The sequence below is a fragment of the Paenibacillus flagellatus genome, assembly GCF_003217775.1.
Lineage (GTDB): Bacteria > Bacillota > Bacilli > Paenibacillales > NBRC-103111 > Paenibacillus_AB > Paenibacillus_AB flagellatus.
The window spans coordinates 341,858-360,981 of record NZ_QJVJ01000001.1 but is presented as its reverse complement, the minus strand read 5'-3'; the positions used below and the strand labels follow the sequence as shown (position 1 = coordinate 360,981).

Sequence of the window (19,124 nt, the reverse complement as noted above, 5' to 3'; positions counted from 1 at the left end):
CGATTTATGCGGCGTCCCGTTTGCTTTGTTTTCCCTGACAATCGTATAATGGGTTCGACGGAGGTGGGCGAACGATGCCGAATACGGAGCCGGTGGCGCTGAAGGAATGGGCTTCGGCGATCCGCGCGCTCGAGCGGGGCAAGCAAATCGTTTTGATGCGCAAGGGCGGAATCGTCGAGGAGACCCGAGAATTCAGGCTGGAGAGCCCGGCGTTCTGGCTGTACCCGACGTACGAGCACCAGAGGCGGGAGTTGTTGAAGGACGAGGAGCAGGAGGGCCTGGACGAAACGCTGGCCGGTTGGAGCCCGGATGCCGCACATGCCGAAATCCGCTGTTATGCGGAGGTTGCCGCGGACCTCGAAGTAACGGACCAAGAACGGCTTGACCGGATTCGGGACCACCACATTTGGACGGACCGATTCGCGGAGGAACGATTGAAATGGAAGCGGCAAAAACCGCTGCACGTCCTGCTGCTGCGGGTATACAAGCTGGACGAGCCGGTGCGGGTGCCGATCGTCGACACGTACTCGGGCTGTAAATCATGGATCCGGATCGAGGGAGATTTCGTTCCGGGGACTAGACGGCCGGTATTGGACGACGAAACGTTCGCAAAGGAAGCCGAGCAGATCGCGCGTTTGCTCACTTTTTAAACGAAAAAGTTTCAAAATAGACCAGATAGCCCTTTATTGATTTTAGGGTGTGAAGTATAATAAAATTAATTGTTGAGAATCAATGAGAATCACTTTATACTATTCACTAGTTTAGAATTATTCTAAAATATAAGATGAGCAGTCGGAGGGAAGCACATGTCAAACGCGCCAAAATTCGTCATAGACGGCTTGAAAGCAACGATCGAGGACAAAGAAATTTTGAAAGGAATCCATCTCGAAATGAACGGCGGCGAAGTGCACGCCATCATGGGACCGAACGGAACGGGCAAAAGTACGCTCGCATCCGCTTTGATGGGGCACCCGAAATACGAAGTGACGGCGGGCACCGCCACGTTGGACGGCGAAGATTTGCTCGAGATGGACGTAGATGAGCGCGCCCGCGCGGGCCTGTTCCTCGCGATGCAATATCCGAGCGAAATTCCCGGCGTAACGAACGCCGACTTCCTGCGCAGCGCCATCAATGCGCGCCGCGGCGAAGGCAACGAAATTTCGCTTATCAAGTTCATCCGTCAAATGGAAGGCAAGATGAAAGAGCTCGAGATGAACCCGGAATTCGCGCACCGTTATTTGAACGAAGGGTTTTCCGGCGGGGAGAAGAAGCGGAACGAAATTTTGCAAATGATGCTGCTCGACCCGAAAATCGTCATCCTTGACGAGATCGACTCCGGCCTCGACATCGATGCGCTCAAAATCGTCGCAGCCGGCGTCAATGCGATGCGCAGCCCGGAACGGGGCTTCCTGATCATCACCCACTACCAGCGGCTGCTGAACTACATCAAGCCGGATTTCGTTCACGTCATGATGCAAGGCCGCATCGTGAAGTCGGGCGGTCCGGAATTGGCGGAAAAGCTCGAAGCGGAAGGCTACGATTGGGTCAAAGAAGAGCTTGGCATCGTGGACGAGACGGTCGGCCAAGATTAATTAACCATTATCCGGCTAGGAGGAATAGACATGAGTTCTCAAACCGTTCTTCCCATCGACCGCAATTCCGTAGCCGACTTGTCCAAGAGCAGGAACGAACCCTCGTGGATGACCGAACTTCGCTTGAACGCTTTGGAATTGGCCGGTTCGTTGGAGCTGCCCAAATTGGAAAAAACGAGAATCGACCGTTGGAATCTCGATTCCTACGGTACTTATAAAACGCCGGCTCCGCTGCAAAAGCTCGAGCAGCTGCCGGAAGCGGCCAAACGGCTGCTCGGCGAAGATGCCGCCCCGGTCAATCTGATCGTGCAGCGCGACTCCGGCGTCGTCTGGAAGCATGTCGACGAGGAGCTGGCGAAGCAGGGCGTCATCTTCACCGACTTGGAAACGGCCGTTCGCGAACACGGCGAGCTGGTGCAGAAGCATTTCATGACTGCGGTAAAAGCGGACGAGAACCGTCTTACGGCGCTGCACGCCGCTCTTTGGAACGGCGGAGTGTTTCTGTACGTTCCCCGCAACGTTGAAGTGAAGATGCCGCTGCAGGCGATTTTCTTGTCGGACGATCCGTCCGCGACGTTTGCGCCGCACGTGCTGGTCGTCGCCGAGTCGAACAGCTCGGTCGTTTATGTCGACAACTATCTGTCTGACGACGGCAAAGAATTCGTCCATAACGGCATCGTCGAAGTGATCGCGAAGCCGGGCTCCCGCGTCCAGTTCGCGACAGTGAACAACTTGGGCAAAGGCTCCACGGGCCTGACGTACCGCCGCGCCGTTCTGGACAACGACGCGCGCGTCGAATGGATCGTCGGCGAGCTGAACAGCGGGAATGCGATGGCGGATACGAGCACGCAGCACCGCGGCAACGGCTCGAGCTCGGACGCGAAGGTCATCTCCGTCGGACGCGCCGACCAGAAGCTGAACTTGACGACGAGAGCGAATCATTTCGGCAAAAACACGCCGAGCGACATGATTACCCGCGCGGTCATGAAAGACGAAGCGACGGCGATCATCAACGGCATTACGAAAATCGAGAAGGGCGCGACGGGCGCAAACGGCCAGCAAACGGAACGGGTCCTCATGCTGAGCCCGAAAGCGCGCGGCGACGCCAACCCGATTCTGCTCATCGACGAGGACGACGTCAAAGCCGGCCATGCGGCCAGCGTCGGCCAGGTGAACCCGGAGCATATGTACTATTTGATGTCCCGCGGCATTTCGAAGGCGGACGCGCATAAGCTGGTCGTTTACGGCTTTTTGGCGCCGGTCATCAACGAAATTCCGCTCGAAAACGTGCAGAAGCAGCTTCAAACGCTCGTCGAAGGGAAGCTCGGACAATGAGCAGCCTCGGAGCCGAAATTCGCGACCAGTTTCCGATTTTGCAGCAGGAAGTGAACGGGCATCCGCTCGTCTATCTGGACAGCGGGGCGAGCTCGCAGAAGCCGCGTTCCGTCATCGAGGCGATCAAGCATTATTACGAGTGGGACCATTCGAACGTCCACCGCGGCGTCCATACGCTTGGTTCCCGGGCGACCGACGCTTACGAAGGCGCCCGTGATAAGGTGGCCGCTTTCCTGAACGCACGTCACCGCGAGGAAATCGTCTTTACGCGAGGCACGACGACGGCGATCAACCTGGTCGCGTCGGGCTACGCCCGCTCCGTTTGCGGCGAGGGCGACGAGATCGTCCTGACGCCGATGGAGCACCACAGCAATCTCATTCCGTGGCAGCAGGTCGCGAAAGCGACCGGCGCTACGCTGAAATATATTCCGCTGCAGCCGAACGGAACGATCGACTTGGCCGATGCGGAGAAGACGATTACGGACAAGACGAAGATTGTCGCCGTCATGTATGTGTCGAACGTGCTCGGCGTGACGAATCCGGTAAAGGACATCGCCGCGATCGCCCATCGACACGGGGCGGTCATGCTCGTGGACGGCGCGCAGAGCACGCCGCACATGAAGGTTGACGTGCAGCAATTGGATTGCGACTTTTACGCGTTTTCCGGTCATAAGATGTGCGGACCGACCGGAATCGGGGCACTCTACGGGAAGAAAGAACTGCTCGAGAATATGGAGCCGATCGAGTTCGGCGGCGAGATGATCGACCGTGTCGACTTGTACGAGTCGACATTCAAGGAGCTTCCGTACAAATTCGAGGGCGGTACGCCGATCATTGCGGGCGCCGTCGGGCTGGGTGCGGCGATCGATTTCTTGACCGACATCGGCATGGACCGCATTCACGAGCACGATACGCATTTGGCGAAGTATGCCTATGAACGGCTGTCGCAAATCCACGGGTTGACGCTGTACGGTCCGCGGGACAACCGTACCGGACTTGTCACGTTCAACCTGAAAGACGTGCACGCGCACGACGTCGCGACGGTCATCGACCAAGAGGGCATCGCGATCCGGGCGGGCCATCATTGCTGTCAGCCGCTCATGCGCTGGTTCAACGTGAATGCAACGGCGCGGGCCAGCTTTTACTTGTACAATACCGAAGACGACATCGATCGTCTCGTCGAAGCGCTGAAGCATACGGAAGATTTCTTTAACAGCATCGGATAACATTTTTCAAGAGGAGGGAACACCAATGGCGAAGCAAATGCCGGAAATGGAAGAGTATAAATACGGGTTTCGCGACGAGCATAAGGCGGTCTTTCGTTCGGAAAAGGGGCTGACGCCGGAAATCGTCGCCGAAATTTCCCGGATGAAAAACGAGCCGCAATGGATGCTCGACTTCCGCCTGAAATCGCTCGAGCAGTTCAACAAGATGGCGCTCCCGCGTTGGGGCGGCAATTTGGACGATCTCGATTTCAACGACATCACGTACTACGTCAAGCCGTCCGAGAAGCAAGGCAAGACGTGGGAAGAAGTGCCGCAAGAAATCAAGAACACGTTCGACAAGCTCGGCATTCCGGAGGCGGAGCAAAAGTTCCTCGCCGGCGTCTCGGCGCAATACGAGTCTGAGGTCGTGTACCACAGCATGCAGGAAGATCTAGAGAAGCAGGGCGTCATTTTCACCGATACGGATACGGCGCTTCGCGAGCATCCGGAAATTTTCAAGGAATATTTTGGTACGGTCGTGCCGATCGCCGATAACAAGTTCGCCGCGCTGAACAGCGCCGTCTGGTCCGGCGGAAGCTTCATCTACGTGCCGAAGGGCGTCAAATGCGAAATTCCGCTGCAGGCGTACTTCCGGATCAACTCGGAAAACATGGGCCAATTCGAGCGTACGCTTATTATCGCGGACGAGGACAGCTTCGTTCACTACGTCGAAGGCTGCACGGCACCGATCTACAGCACGAACTCGCTGCATAGCGCCGTCGTCGAGATCATCTGTAAGAAAAATTCGCGCGTTCGCTATACGACGATCCAGAACTGGGCGCCGAACATTTACAACCTCGTCACGAAGCGCGCGGTAGCCGAAGAAAACGCGACGATGGAATGGGTCGACGGCAACATCGGCTCCAAGCTGACGATGAAGTACCCGGCGGTCGTCTTGAAGGGACGCGGTGCGAAAGGCATGGTATTGTCCATTGCCGTCGCGGGCAAAGGCCAGCATCAGGACGCCGGGGCGAAAATGATTCATTTGGCGCCGGACACGACGTCCACGATCGTCTCCAAGTCGATCAGCAAGCACGGCGGCAAAGTGACGTACCGGGGCCTCGCTTCGTTCGGACGCAACTCGGAAGGCTCCAAGGCGAACATCAAGTGCGACACGCTCATCCTCGACAACGAATCGACGTCGGACACGATTCCGTACAACGAAATCATGAACGACAACATTACGCTCGAGCATGAAGCGACCGTCTCCAAGGTGTCCGAAGACCAGCTCTTTTACTTGATGAGCCGCGGTCTTTCGGAAGCGGAAGCGACGCAAATGATCGTCATGGGCTTCATCGAGCCGTTCACGAAGGAGCTGCCGATGGAGTACGCGGTCGAAATGAACCGGTTGATCAAGTTCGAAATGGAAGGTTCGATCGGTTAAGGCTTGTAGCAGTTCTAAAAATGCGTGTCCGAGTTTCCCGGGCACGCATTTTTATTATGCAAACTCAATTATTATTTTTAGTATAAAAGAATTCAAAGGGGCAGTTTTCACCGCCCCTTTTTTACTTTAATAAGTTAAATACATCCATTTTGGATAACCGCCGATATCCCATTCGCCGGTGCCATCTTGAACACCAACGGTAACAATCAATTTCGTGTATCTTGGAAGTGCGGTATTAACCGGGATTGACATCAGTTTTTGATACGTATTTTGAGTTGTAATGCCGGAAGTCCAAACCAAATTCCAGTTTTCATCATAGATGTTGATCCAGAAAGTGGAGAAGTAATCGCCCTCTGTGTCATCTTGGAACCATTCGATATTAGGCTGATAATTAAACATGGAAGGATCTGCTTGATCATCGGAGAAAGGAGTCGTGACTGAAACTTTCGTATAAGCAAACGCTGATGTTGAAAAGCTTAAAAGTATTATTATTGCTAGTAGTCCGGATACCAACGAGCTCTTTTTAAACAAATTCATTCTTGTGATTCCTCCCCATTCATTATTGTTGTTCGACATTTCGGAAATAGGAAAAATGAATAATAAATTTATTTTCAATAACATTGCAAATACAATACCGGCAACCACATTTTATAATCGCAAGCCCTCCCCCAGGCGTTGTGAAAACTGTTAGCTGAAGCCGTAGTTTACGAAAAAACCAGGTGATCGCGCAAAGTCAGCATGAACGATTTTGCGGCTTAAAACTAAGCCAGGCAAAAGCTCTGCGTAGAAGCCGAAGCCCCGGTTTTGCTGTATAGAGACAACCGAGGATTACCGAAAGTGTCTAGTGAGTCGGGTGGCTCTCCCTTACTTAAAATTTGCTCAAGAAAGCCGCTGTGGACGCTAAAACCGAGGAGCTAAGCGAAAACAGCCTGCCTTCTGATGGTGTTCCAAGGTTAAACTTTTGGGAACACCCTCACCGTTAATATCTTAGTTAACAGAAAGTTGATAATTATACGGACTGACGGTATCAGCATACGTATGCACACGAATAATGTATCTTGTATTGGGTTGAACAGTAAATCTAAACTGTGTCATTTGTTCATCATCTACTAGCCATTCTTTTTGTACTGCACCGCCAGTTTCAGTAAACAAAGCGATCTCATATTTTGGACCATTATATGGCGAGACGAGGGTAACAGTTATATTCGTACCAGGGAATATTTGAGTTGTGTCGAGCAGGTAGTAATCGTTATCGGAGACGCTGCTCAAAGTACCAAGTTTGTTATATCCGCGCGGTTCGGTGTCACCTGGTACTCCTCCAGCTTGAAAAAGTTCGGGTGTGTAAGGGCTGTTATTTTGCGTGTTGTTTTGCTCGTAAATATTTGTATTAGCCAAGGCACTTTGAGCTCCAAATGCAAGAACGGTCATAGCAACTAATACAACAGAGATTTTCTTGAATCTCATATTGCCACCTCCGATGATTGGTAGAACGTAGGTGCTGGCCAGCAACTCCACAAGGTTTATTATACTAATATTCCATTTAATGGCATGATAAAATAGAACCAATATACATCGAATAATGTCGTTTAATACAAATATTCCCTTAAAATAATATGTTTGGGATAAGATTACAGCGACTTTGGAGAAGATTGCCGGACAACCAAGTGCGTGGAGTACCAGACCAACAAGACGAGTGAACGCCGCTATCTAGCGGAAGGATAGCGAAAACTCGAGGAAGCTGGGAGCTCGTCAACATTTTTGGAGCGTACCGTTAATTTGATGCTGAACAGCGAGGCCAAAGTGTGATTTGTCGGTGCCAGCATTCGATACTGCGGTGAGAAGAGTAACAAAATTCGAAAGTCAACCGTTTATTTTTTTGAAAATTACCAGCAGATGGAAACTTTTTTGGTTATTTTCAAGTCTAATGATGTAGATGGAAATAATCGAAGGAGGCAAAGAAAGTAAGATGTGTAAACGTGTTTTAGGATTGTTTATTTGTATAGCGCTGCTTGTTTCTTCGCAAATAGTCTATGCAGCGGAAGTCAAGAAAGATAATACAAGTCCTTACGTCGTTGCTGGGGTAATGCATTCCATTCAACTGGAGAAGGACGGAACGGTTTGGTCGTTCGGGCGGAGGCCGGGGCTTTTCCATTCTTCCCAAGTGGGGAAGCAGGCCGGCGGTGCACTGGAACACATTAAGCTCGTGAGTACCGGTTACGCTCATAGCGCGGCTTTAGATAACGATGGGCGTGTATGGATGTGGGGAGAGAACAAAGCCGGGCAACTGGGACAAGGCGATGAGAAGGAATACTATGCCGCGGTTCCGGTTCGCTTCGAAAAAAACGAAACCATAAGAAGCGTATCGGCCGGGTACGACCACACCTTGGCGTTAACCGAAGGCGGAAACGTATGGGCCTGGGGAAGCAACCGCTATAGCCAGCTCGGAGACGGCTCCGCCGACAACCGAAATAAACCGATTCCCGTAAAAGGGAATAACAAGAAGCCTCTTGATGGCATTTCGGCGATCTCCGCTGGATTCGGATTTTCGCTCGCTTTAACCGAGGAAGGCGAGGTGTGGACTTGGGGAAATCAAGGGAAGACCGATGGACGACTACAAAAAGTCACGAAGAATGTAGGAGGAAAACCAGTTCCGTTAAGCGGCATCGTTTCGATTTCGGCCGGTTTCGACCACGCCTTGGCGTTGGATCGTAACGGTACGTTGTATGCTTGGGGGTTGAACCGAAACGGTCAGCTTGGAGTCGGGAGCAATACGATCTACAGCTTGCATGCCGTCGAGGTTAAGGGGCTTCCCAAACTAACATCCATTTCGGCAGGGTCTCAAATGAGCGCGGCGATCGACGAAGCGGGGAATGTGTGGAGTTGGGGAGTCAGCTATCGAACCGATCTGAAAAAAGCGATCAATCGGTTTCAACCGATGCGGGTAACGGAAGGAACACATTTCATTCAGGTTTCGGTAGGGGATCTTCATGGAATGGCCGTAGATGAGGAAGATCAAGTTTGGGTTTGGGGGAACAACGAATATGGCCAACTTGGGCATGCTACAGCCGGCTGGTCCTTTAACGATCCTGTTGTTAAGCGAAAGCTTGATCGGGGCACTCTTGCATCCGTAACGGAATCCTCGGCTTCTATCGAAAAGTCGTACGTTGTCGACGACGAACGCGTCATCAAATTGACCCTACAGCTGAAGGACAATAACGGGAAGCTGTTATATCAAAAATGGCCTACGGCGGAAGCAGAATTGCCGGGACGAGAGCCGATCGTGGCCCCCTTCAAATTGGAGCGGGACTCGGCAGGCAAATACACGACAGAACTGCGCCTTCCCCAATATTATATGCATACCAAAATAAAAATTCGGGTCGACCATCAAACCATCGTCGAATTGATAGACGAATCGCCATAACCGTACAACGAACGAACGCATCGGCCATCGCCGGTGCGTTTTCGTTCCATAAGCAAAACCACTTTTTACATTCCCAGGCTCCCCGGCCAAATCGCATAATTCGACCGGCTCCTCCTCAACCTATCCGTATATTCCATTACGACGCGAGGAGAGCGAAACGACATCATGAACAATATGCCGCGCCGATTGACACTATCGCTTCTGACGGTGGCGCTTGCCGCCACGACCGCCTGCACCCGCCAAGACGGAGGAACGACCCGGCAGTCCGGGGAATCGGGCTCGCAACAGCAGCAGCAACTGCAGCATCCGACAACGCAGTCCCAGCGAGACGGCAGCGCCGGTATGTTAACGGCCGACGAGGGCCGCATCCCGATCGTGACCGTCGACGGCAGCTCGTTCATATCGGGGCAAAAGCTCGCCGAGCTGCTCGATTTCCAAACGGATTGGGACGCGAGCGCGGGCAAGCTGCGAATGGGCGATAACGATGCGGTATTCGAGTTTACGGGCGCAAGCAATCAAGCCGTAAAAGAAAGCGACGCCGTGACGATGCCGGAACCGGCCAAGCTGGCGAACGGCGGGCTGCACATCCCGGTATCGGCGCTGGCCGATCTGTTCCGCGAGGACATTTCGTACGAGCAGCGCGACGGCGAAATCGCGCTCAAGCCTGCACAGGAGACGGTCGATCGCACGGCGATCGCCGCACCGGCCGAGCCGGACGGCAAGACGGATGCGCTCAGCTTCGCGGACGATCCCGCCGATCCGTATAAAGGCACGGAAACGCCGGCCTCTGTCGGCATGGAGCTCGACAACGAAGCGGTATCGGCATCCGTCGTCCTCGACCCGGCCGGCGAGGCGGTACCGGTGCTGAAAAACATCGACATGAACGGCGTCATCTCGACGGCACGCCGCTATATGGGCATCAAATATTTGTTCGGCGCCGGACCGTATTCGAAAACCGGCAAGTTCGACTGCTCGTCGTTTACGCAGTACGTATACGGCAAATACGGGGTCAGTCTTCCCCGTACGGCGAGAGCGCAAGCCCGGCAAGGCGTATTGGTCAGCCGGAAAGTGCTGCGAAAAGGCGATCTGCTGTTCTTCTATGTGCCGGGGCGATTCAAGACGAACAAAACGGTCGGGCATGTCGGCATCTACATGGGCAACAATTTGATGATTCACTCTTCGCCCGCGCCGGATAACGGCGTGCAAATTTCGAACATCAACAACGCGTACTGGAAAAAGACGTTTTTGTCTGCAAGACGGATCGCGACTTGACGCCATACCTTAACGAGGATAAAACGACAAAGCTCCGGATCAGTCCGGAGCTTTGTCGTTGGAAGCGAGCGGATTCCATGGTCCGCTCTGAGGGCCTTTCCATTCGGAGCCGTCGTCCCATACTTCTTTTTTCCAGATCGGCACGATTTGCTTCAACCGCTCGATCGCATAGCGGCTCGCCTCGTAGCAATCGGCCCGGTGCGGCGTCGAGACGGCGATAACGACGCTCGTCTCTCCGACGGGAACGGGCCCGATCCGATGCGCGATGGCGCAACGGGAGCCGGGCCATCGGGAGCCGATCTCGTCTTCGATCTGAGCGAGCGTCTTCAACGCCATCGGGACGTACGCTTCATATTCGAGCAGCGTCGTCCGCTTTCCGAACGTCGTCCGCCGCGTCGTGCCGACGAAGACGAGGGCGGCACCGTGCTCGTCGTCCGCGACCTTTGCACACGTCTCCTCTATCGACAGCGGACGAGACGTGACGCGATGCAAGCCTAAGGAAGCGTCGACGTCGACGCCGGCCGCTTCCGGCAGCTCGCCTTGTCCGCCCGAGACGGGCGGGATCAGGGCGATTTCATCCTCGACGGAAAGCGGCTCGTCATCGCCCGCGTAGGCTTGGTTTTTCGCGATGAACGAAGAATGGATGAGGGCGGCGGCCTCCGGCTTGATCTCGGCGAGCCGGGCTTTCAGCCCGCCGCCGGTAAGCGGGCTCCCGTCCGTCTGAACCGTAACCGTCGAAGCGCCGAACACGTCGCACAGCCCTGCAAAGAGCCGAATCGCAAGCTGCATAGGAGAGCACCTCCCGGGTTTTCGTGTTGTAGTCCAGTGTACCACTTCCTTGCATGGACGGCAAAAAAAAGCATAGAATGAGGGAGGCTCATCTATGCTTTCGATTCCCTTCCGGGAGCGATCCGAGCTTCTTTGCTCGTCGTTATTGAATGCCGCCGTTTTGAATCGTTCCTTGCGGATGGTACGTTCCGAAAGGAGCGGCCGGCGTAACGAACGACTGGGTGTACGAAGGCTGGGCGATTTCGTTATAGAGTGGCGTCTGCGTATGCGTACCCAATTGGGACATGAGACGCTGCACTTCGCCGTTCAATTGGGTGCACATTTGCGAAATTTGGCTCAACTGCTGCGAGACCATCTGCGTATGGTGGAGCATTTGCTGAAGCTGGTTGGCCGATTGGCGCTCGCGTTGGGCGAGCTGCTCGAGCTGCGCCGCGTTGGATTGCTCCGTGCGCACCATGCCCGAAGCGATGCTGGATACCCGTTGTTCTTCCCGCAACAGCTGCTCCGTCAAGTGACCGATTTGATTCGCCTGTTGTTGGATGTGCTGGCTGATGAAATGCATACGTTGTTCTCCTCCTTGCGACTGGTTCGTGTGTGGGTTTGGTATGTAATGGAAATCGGCTTCAGCCAAATTCTAATATGGGGCAACAGGTCCGGTTTTATACATGCCGGCAGGAACTTTTTGGGACCGGCTCGAATGAATACAAAGTTGATAGGTGTGAGGAGGCGAGCGGCGCATCATGAACGAACGAAAGCTGGTCTTATACCATACGAACGACATCCACAGTCATTTCGAACGGATGCCCCGAATCGCCGAGGCACTCGACCGTTTGCGCGGCCGGCACGATCGGGCCGATACGATCACGATCGATTGCGGCGACCATATGGATCGGATGCGCCCCGAAACGGAAGGCAGCGTCGGACTGGCGAATATCGCGGTCCTGAACGAAACCGGATACGATCTCGTCGTTCCCGGCAATAACGAGGGGCTGACGTTTACTCCCGACCAGCTGAAGAACGCTTACGCGAGCAGAAACGGCTACGCCGTCGTATGCGGCAATTTGCTCGATGAGACGACGGGGCAGCCGCCGCAATGGATGGAACGGTACCGGATCATCGACCGGGGCGGTTTGCGTGTCGGCGTCATCGGCCTCACCGCCTACTTCCCCGATTTCTACACCTTGCTCGGCTGGCGCGTCCTGGAGCCCTATGAGACGGTGAGCCGGCTCGCAGCGCAGCTTCGCCCCCTTGTCCACGTACTGGTCGTCGTGTCTCATCTGGGCCTCTCCCACGACAAAGCGATGGCGGAGCGAATCGACGGCATCGACGTCATCATCGGCAGCCATACGCACCATTTGCTGGAGCAGCCGCTCCGGATCGGAAATACCTACATAGCGGCGGCTGGCGCCCATGGACGGTACGTCGGCGAGCTGGAGTTCCGGTACGAGCCGGAGACGGGGGCGCTGCGGCTTGCGCGGGGAACGTGCTGGAATACGGACGATTTCCCGCCGTCCTCCCGCATCGAAGCGATGATCCGCGACGAAGCGGCCGCAAGCCGGGCGCGGCTGGAGCCGAGCGTCGCCGAACTGGAGCGGCCGCTCGGCATACGGCCGGAAGGCGACTCGGAGCTGGGCAATTTGCTGGCGTCCGGTCTTCGCCGCTGGACGGGGGCGGAGCTCGGCGTCGTGAACGCCGGACAAATTTTGCAAAGCTTGGAGGCGGGGCCCGTCAGCCGGCTTCGGCTGCTCGAAATATGCCCGTCCCCGATCAACCCGTGCCTCGTCCGGCTGCGCGGATCGGAGCTTCGCCAAGCGCTGGAGGAGGCGCTGCTGAACGAGTTCGTCGACAAGCCGATCAAAGGATTCGGCTTTCGCGGCAAGACGCTCGGGACGCTTTGCCTGTCCGGCGTTCGGGTGGAGTACGTTCCGGAAGACGAGCCGTATCGCAAAATCCGATCGATCCGGATTAACGGGGAGCCGCTCGAGCCGGATCGCCAATACGCGGTCGGCACGATCGACATGTTTACGTTCGGCATCGGATACGTCTCCTTGAGCCGAGGGGAGACGGTTCGTTACCATTTGCCCGAATTTATCCGGGACGTGCTGGAGTCGCAGCTGCGGGACGCCGCGGAAATCCGGCAAAGCGCCGATCCGGCATGGATTGAAGTGCGGCCGTAGCCGACGGGGGCTCCGACGGGGCGTCTCAATCCTTAATCAAATTTAGCGGGAGGAAGCCATGTTCAGCTTATGGGTTGCGTTCGTCATCGGAATCGTGGAAGGCTTGACGGAATTTTTGCCCGTGTCGTCGACGGGCCATATGATTTTGGCGGGCAATATGCTCGGGTTTACGGGAGACAAAGCGGAGACGTTCGAGGTCGTCATCCAGCTCGGCGCGATTTTGGCGGTTGCGGTCATTTACTGGCGGCGCGTGCTGCGGCTGTTCGGGATGAGAGACGAGGCGGCTCGGGCCAAGCCTCGGCGCATCAACCTGCTGCATATCGCGCTTGCGATCGTTCCGGCGCTCGGCCTTGCGTTCGTCTTCCGCGATTGGATCAAGATGCTGTTCATGCCGGAAACGGTCGTCATCGGCCTCGTGGCGGGCGGGATCTTCATGATCGTCGGCGAGAAGCAGCAGCCGAAAATAACGGCGACCGACATGGACGAGCTGACGTACCGCCAGTCGTTGTTCATTGGCATCGCGCAATGCTTGTCGCTGTGGCCGGGCTTCTCCCGCTCCGGCGCCACGATCGCCGGCGGGATGCTGGCGGGCGCGAGCCGGGCGGCGGCCGCAGACTTCACGTTCCTGATCGCGATTCCGGTCATGTGCGCGGCGACCGGCTACGAGCTGCTGAAAAGCTACGGTACGATGACGCCGGACGATATCGGCTTCCTGGCCGTCGGCTTCGTCGTGTCGTTCGTCGTGGCGCTTCTCGCCGTCGTGACGTTCATCAAGCTGGTGGGCAAGCTGAAGCTGACTTATTTTTCGTATTACCGTTTCGCACTCGCGGCGGTCGTGCTCCTGTACATGTATACGGTCGGCTTTCCGGGATAAGGTCGCGAATAAGACGTTGAACGCCGGTTTTTGCAGTCAGGTTAGCTTGGTTAGCTTGTCGAATTTTGATGTTTTTTGTTGCTCTTTTGAACGTTATCCAGTACATTATTTATATTCGCCGAATTAGAAAATGATGGGGAAACGTGGGAAGTCGTATGAGGCTAGTGCCGATCAGCCAATGCCGTCCCGGCATGCGGCTCGGGAAAAAAGTATATAACGAGGAAGGACTCGTGCTGCTGGGCGAACGGGTCGAGCTGACGCAAGGCATGATTCAACGGCTGTCCCAGTTCGGGGTCGCGCATTTGTACATCGAAGACCGGCTGACCGAGGATATCGTCATCCGCGATCCGATCAGCGACGAGACGAGACGCTTCGCGATGGGCGTCATCCGCACGAATTTCAAGCGGATCATGATGGACTCGCTGCCGCGCAAGGCGGTCAACCAGCCCTACATGGGCAAGGCGTTCAAGGAAGCGCTGACGATGATCATCGACGACCTGTGCGAAAACCCGAGCGCCATGATTATGCTGACGGACATCAGCGTGACCGATTTGTATTTGTACCAGCATTCGTTGAACGTATGCATTTACGCGACGATGCTCGGTTTGGCGGCCGGGTATTCGCAGAGCGACCTGACGACGCTCGGTCTCGGCGCGCTGCTTCACGACGTCGGGAAGACGAAAATTCCGCTCGACATATTGCAAAAACCCGGCAAGCTTCACGAAACGGAGTTCGAAGCGATGAAGCGCCATGCCGAGTTCGGCTTCCGCATGCTGAAGGACGAGCCGAACATCCCGCTGCTGTCCGCGCACTGCGCGCTTCAGCACCACGAGCGGATGGACGGAAGCGGCTATCCGAGAGGCATCCGCGGAGAGGAGATCCACGATTTCGCCCGGTGGATCGGACTCGTCGACTCGTACGACGCGATGACGACGAACCGCGTCTACCGTTCCGCCCTTCTGCCGCACGAGGCGATGGAGATTCTGTATACGGGCGCCGATTCGTTGTACGAGAAAGACAAGGTGGAGCTGTTCCGCGACAAGGTCGCCATCTATCCGCTCGGCGTCACCGTCACGCTCAATACGGGGCAGACGGGCGTCGTCGTCGACGTGAACAGCCAGTTCCCGCAGCGGCCGGTCGTACGCATCTTCCAAGAGCCTGACGGACGGACGGTAGACGTCCCGTACGAGGTCGACATGTCCAAGCATTTGGCGCTGATCGTCGTCGGCGTCGGAAACGTCAAGCTGACGGAAACGGGCGCGTAGCAGGCGTGCTCTCCGATCCCGGAATCGCATAAGGCCTCGGCCTTATGGGGCCGGGGTTTTCTTTTTGAAGTGGTATCGGGTAAAATGGGAAAGATAAGGAACAGTCAGGTGGGGAAGGACAGATGAACCGATACGATCCGGCGGTCGCCCTGCCTCCGTTGTCGCCCGAATACGATCCTTGGGATCCGATCCGGTCGCTGCGAAGGTACGGACGCCACGTTTTGACAAGCGTGGAATTTACCGTGACGAATTTATGCAATATGCGCTGCGAGCATTGCGCGGTGGGAGATGCGCTCACGATGACCGAGGGCGCGCGCGTGCCGCTCGCCGACGTGCTGCGGAGGCTCGACGAGGTCGAGCATCTCGAGACGATCAGCATTACCGGAGGCGAACCGTCCTACCGGGAAAGCACGGTCAAGGACTACGTCGTGCCGCTGTTGAAATACGCCAGGGAGCGGGGCGTGCGCACGCAGATCAATTCGAACGTGACGCTCGACCTGTCCCGGTACGAGATGATGGCGCCCTATCTGGACGTCATGCACATCTCGTTCAATTATACGGGTGCGGACGATTTTCACCGCGTCGGGTTCGTGCATGCTGGCCATCCGGTCGGCCGGGAGACGGCGGTCAAGATGTACGAACGGATGATGGACAACGCATCCGCTCTGAGCAAGGGCGGCATGTTCGTCTCGGCCGAATCGATGATCAACTTCCGTACGCACGAACACATCGCGGACATTCATCGCCTGATCGTCGAAATGGGCTGCAAGCGGCACGAGGTGCACCCGATGTATCCGAGCGCGTTCGCGGCCGGCTTGCCGCAGCTGTCGCTCGACCAAATTCGCGGAGCGGTCACGAGGCTGCTGGACGAGAGGGATCGCGATCTGTGGATGCTGTTCGGGACGCTGCCGTTTTTCGCTTGCGGAGACGACCCGGACGGTTTGGAGCTCGTCCGGCGGCTGCGCCGCGAGCCGAACGTGACGGTGCGCAACGACCCGGACGGCCGCAACCGGCTGAACGTGAATTTGTTCAACGGGGACGTGCACGTCACCGACTTTGCCGACTTGCCGCCGCTAGGCAACATGGAGCGGGATTCGTTCGACGCCATTTTCGCGAAGTGGCTGGACCATCCGCTCAACCTGCGCGTGAACTGCCATTGCGACGAGGCCGCCTGCTGCGGACCGAATTTGCTCGTGGCGGACGCCTATTACCGGGACGTCGATTTCAAATCGCGCCGGGCGACGGTGTAAAGCCTCAAAAAAGGAGGAATCTCCGGCTTAAGGACGGGGAGTGAACGAATGGAAACGGAATTTCATCTGGGCGAGCTCGTCCTGTATTTGGCTCTCGTACTATTTCTTGTCTTGTTGAACGGATTTTTCGTGGCGGCGGAATTCGCGCTCGTCAAGGTACGGGCGTCGCGGCTGACGCAGCTGGTCAACGAAGGAAACGGCCGGGCGAAGTACGCCCTCAAGGTGACGAAGCGGCTCGACGCGTACTTGTCGGCGACGCAGCTCGGCATTACGCTCGCCTCGCTCGGTCTCGGCTGGGTCGGGGAGCCCGCCGTCTCCAGACTGATCGTGGAGCCGGTCCTTTCCAAGCTCGGCGCCGCGGATGCGGTATGGAGCCATACCGTGTCGTTTCTCGTGGCGTTCGCGGTCATCACGTTTTTGCATATCGTGCTGGGGGAATTGGCGCCGAAATCGCTCGCCATCCAAAAGTCGGAGGCGACGTCGCTCTGGCTGTCCGCGCCGCTGATGTGGTTCTACAAGCTGTTCATGCCGGCGATCGTCGTGCTGAACGGCGCGGCCAACCGGCTGCTGCGGACGATCGGCGTCGAGCCCGCGTCCGAGCAAGAAGTGCACACGGAGGAAGAAATTCGCATCCTGATGAACCAGAGCGCGAAGAGCGGCCATATCGACAAGGACGAAATGGCGCTGTTCGACAACATCTTCGAGTTTTCCGAGCGGCTCGCCCGCGAGGTGATGGTGCCGCGTACCGATATGGACTGTCTGTACGTCGACCTGTCGCTCGAGGACAACCTGAAGCTCGTATACGCCGCGAAGCATACCCGATACCCGGTGGCCAAGGGAGACAAGGACCGCATCGTCGGCTTCGTGCACATTACCGATTTGTTGACGGCCGACCCGGACGAGGAGCGGGACGTGAAGAAGTTCGTTCGCCCGATCCTCACCGTGCCGGAATCGATGGAAGTAAGCCACGTGCTTCGTCTCATGCAGAAGAAGCGGTCGCAAATCGCTGTCGTCATCGACGAGTACGGCGGCACGGCCGGCTTGGTGACGATCGACGACATTTTGGAGGAAATCGTCGGCGAGATGATGGACGAATTCGACGAAGGGCGGCCGAGCGTGGAAATCAACGGCGATGTGACGTCGGTGGACGGACGGATGCTGCTTGAGGACATTCACGACATGCTGCACGTGCTGATCGAGGACGATGAGGTCGATTCGGTCGGCGGCTGGCTGTTCAAGGAGCTGGAGGGCGTTCCGGTCGTCGGCAACCGCGTCGAGCACGGCGGCTACATCTTCGAAGTGGCGGAGGTCGACCGGCTGCGCGTCGTTCGGGTGAACATTACCCGCAGCCCGGCCGCGCAGCCCGCCGTCGAACCTATCGAATAGAAAGGGGCGAAAGCGCATGTCCATGAAAATGGTAGTCGGAATCGGGATCGGCATCGCCGTCCTATACGGCCTGTTTACGATCGGCATGCCTTTCGTGCTCGCGATCTTGATCGCGATGTTTTTGGAGAAGCCCATCTCCTCGCTAGCCCGAGCGTTCCGGGGCAACCGCATCGCCTCGGCGACGATCGTCTGCACGCTGTTCACGCTGGCGCTGTTCGGGCTCGCGTATTTGATCGGTGCGGGCGTATTCGCACAGCTGGCGGAGCTGTGGAGCCGAGCCCCGGCTTACTTGGACGAATTCAACAAAGTATTCCGGGAAGCGACGGAGCGGACCGAGCTGTTTTACAATTCGCTGCCGGCCGACGTCGCCGAACAGCTGCAGAGCGGTTTGGAGTCCGGCATATCGGCGCTGACCAATTCGATCAGCAGCATATTGGGCGGGATATCGGGATATTTCCTGAACGCGGCCAAGGCGCTGCCGAATTTGTTCGTCGCGTTCGTCGTATTCATGGTGGCGCTCTATCTGGTCAGCTACAGTCTGCCGACGATGAAATCGCAATTTCTCGGCCTGTTCGAAGCGAAGTCGCGGGACAAGGTCGAGGAAGTGATGGACAATTTGCGCCGTTCCGTATTCGGCTTCCTGCGAGCCCAAGTCATTCTGAGCGCGCTGACGTACGTCGTCTCGCTCGTCGGCCTGCTCGTGCTGCGGGTCGAATACCCGCTCGCGGTCGCGCTCTTGATCGTGATCGTGGACGTGCTGCCGATTCTGGGCACCGGGTCGGTCATCGTGCCGTGGGCGGCGTTCGTTTTCGTCAAGGGCGAGACGACGCTGGCGCTCGGGCTGCTCGCCCTGTTCGTCGTCATTACGATATTCCGCCGCATCGTCGAGCCGAAAATATTGGGCGACTCGATCGGACTCGGTGCGCTGCCGACGCTTGTCGGCATCTATATCGGCTTCAAGCTGATGGGCGTCGTCGGCCTGTTCCTCGGGCCGATCGTCATTATGATCTACAAGGAAATGCGCAAGGTCGGCCTGCTGCAATTCAAAATCAGGCTGGAATAGAACAACGGAAGGGCTGCCCGCCAGGCGGCCCTTTTTCCGGGAGGAGACATT

At 56.4% G+C, this 19,124-nt stretch carries 17 protein-coding genes; 13 read left to right on the top strand and 4 right to left on the bottom strand.

The window, feature by feature from the left end:
• The first annotated feature begins 74 nt into the window (after positions 1-74).
• The 5 genes from DLM86_RS01705 to sufB all read left to right on the top strand — a co-directional run bounded on the left by DLM86_RS01705 (position 75) and on the right by sufB (position 5,576).
• Complete coding sequence (locus DLM86_RS01705) at positions 75-650, top strand: DUF1802 family protein (protein ID WP_110838221.1); 576 nt, start codon at positions 75-77, stop codon at positions 648-650.
• 156 nt (positions 651-806) lie between these two features.
• Positions 807-1,592, top strand: a complete 786-nt coding sequence (gene sufC, locus DLM86_RS01700; protein ID WP_110838220.1) for a Fe-S cluster assembly ATPase SufC — start codon at positions 807-809, stop codon at positions 1,590-1,592.
• 30 nt (positions 1,593-1,622) lie between these two features.
• On the top strand, positions 1,623-2,927 hold the full coding sequence (sufD, locus tag DLM86_RS01695; RefSeq protein ID WP_110838219.1) for a Fe-S cluster assembly protein SufD: 1,305 nt from the start codon (positions 1,623-1,625) through the stop codon (positions 2,925-2,927).
• Positions 2,924-4,153 (top strand): cysteine desulfurase, encoded by a 1,230-nt coding sequence (locus DLM86_RS01690; RefSeq protein WP_110838218.1) that lies wholly within the window; start codon positions 2,924-2,926, stop codon positions 4,151-4,153. The genes sufD and DLM86_RS01690 overlap by 4 nt, the downstream gene beginning before the upstream one ends.
• Positions 4,154-4,178: 25 nt before the next feature.
• Entirely contained in the window at positions 4,179-5,576 is a 1,398-nt protein-coding gene (gene sufB, locus DLM86_RS01685; RefSeq protein WP_110838217.1) for a Fe-S cluster assembly protein SufB, read from the top strand.
• A gap of 126 nt (positions 5,577-5,702) precedes the next feature.
• On the opposite strand, the gene DLM86_RS01680 is transcribed toward sufB, so the two are convergent.
• The gene (locus tag DLM86_RS01680) at positions 5,703-6,113 is read right to left on the bottom strand and encodes a hypothetical protein (protein ID WP_110838216.1); all 411 of its coding nucleotides are present in this window, start codon (positions 6,111-6,113) and stop codon (positions 5,703-5,705) included.
• Positions 6,114-6,563: 450 nt separating this feature from the next.
• Complete coding sequence (locus DLM86_RS31685; RefSeq protein WP_146250131.1) at positions 6,564-7,040, bottom strand: hypothetical protein; 477 nt, start codon at positions 7,038-7,040, stop codon at positions 6,564-6,566.
• Positions 7,041-7,542: 502 nt separating this feature from the next.
• Here DLM86_RS31685 and DLM86_RS01675 point away from each other — a divergent pair.
• Both DLM86_RS01675 and DLM86_RS01670 read left to right on the top strand, forming a co-directional pair.
• Positions 7,543-8,997, top strand: coding sequence for an RCC1 domain-containing protein (locus DLM86_RS01675; protein ID WP_158289271.1), 1,455 nt, complete (start codon positions 7,543-7,545; stop codon positions 8,995-8,997).
• A gap of 165 nt (positions 8,998-9,162) precedes the next feature.
• Positions 9,163-10,269, top strand: coding sequence for a C40 family peptidase (locus DLM86_RS01670; RefSeq protein ID WP_110838214.1), 1,107 nt, complete (start codon positions 9,163-9,165; stop codon positions 10,267-10,269).
• A 39-nt stretch (positions 10,270-10,308) separates the two neighbouring features.
• Here the strand turns inward: DLM86_RS01670 and DLM86_RS01665 are convergent, their stop codons facing one another.
• Both DLM86_RS01665 and DLM86_RS01660 read right to left on the bottom strand, forming a co-directional pair.
• Positions 10,309-11,058, bottom strand: coding sequence for a molybdenum cofactor biosynthesis protein (locus DLM86_RS01665; RefSeq protein WP_110838213.1), 750 nt, complete (start codon positions 11,056-11,058; stop codon positions 10,309-10,311).
• 142 nt (positions 11,059-11,200) lie between these two features.
• Positions 11,201-11,620, bottom strand: a complete 420-nt coding sequence (locus DLM86_RS01660; RefSeq protein WP_110838212.1) for an AMP-dependent synthetase and ligase — start codon at positions 11,618-11,620, stop codon at positions 11,201-11,203.
• 178 nt (positions 11,621-11,798) lie between these two features.
• Here DLM86_RS01660 and DLM86_RS01655 point away from each other — a divergent pair, with 178 nt between their 5' ends.
• From DLM86_RS01655 to ytvI, 6 genes are all read left to right on the top strand, one after another.
• Complete coding sequence (locus DLM86_RS01655; RefSeq protein WP_110838211.1) at positions 11,799-13,235, top strand: bifunctional metallophosphatase/5'-nucleotidase; 1,437 nt, start codon at positions 11,799-11,801, stop codon at positions 13,233-13,235.
• 58 nt (positions 13,236-13,293) lie between these two features.
• Positions 13,294-14,109 (top strand): undecaprenyl-diphosphate phosphatase, encoded by an 816-nt coding sequence (locus DLM86_RS01650; protein ID WP_110838210.1) that lies wholly within the window; start codon positions 13,294-13,296, stop codon positions 14,107-14,109.
• 155 nt (positions 14,110-14,264) lie between these two features.
• Positions 14,265-15,374 carry an HD-GYP domain-containing protein gene (locus DLM86_RS01645; RefSeq protein ID WP_110838209.1) on the top strand — a complete coding sequence of 370 codons (1,110 nt, stop codon included), beginning with the start codon at positions 14,265-14,267 and terminating at the stop codon, positions 15,372-15,374.
• Positions 15,375-15,496: 122 nt separating this feature from the next.
• Positions 15,497-16,624, top strand: coding sequence for a radical SAM/CxCxxxxC motif protein YfkAB (gene yfkAB, locus DLM86_RS01640; protein WP_110838208.1), 1,128 nt, complete (start codon positions 15,497-15,499; stop codon positions 16,622-16,624).
• 48 nt (positions 16,625-16,672) lie between these two features.
• Positions 16,673-18,010, top strand: coding sequence for a hemolysin family protein (locus tag DLM86_RS01635; RefSeq protein WP_110838207.1), 1,338 nt, complete (start codon positions 16,673-16,675; stop codon positions 18,008-18,010).
• 16 nt (positions 18,011-18,026) lie between these two features.
• Positions 18,027-19,073 (top strand): sporulation integral membrane protein YtvI, encoded by a 1,047-nt coding sequence (gene ytvI, locus DLM86_RS01630; protein WP_110838206.1) that lies wholly within the window; start codon positions 18,027-18,029, stop codon positions 19,071-19,073.
• Positions 19,074-19,124 lie beyond the last annotated feature (51 nt).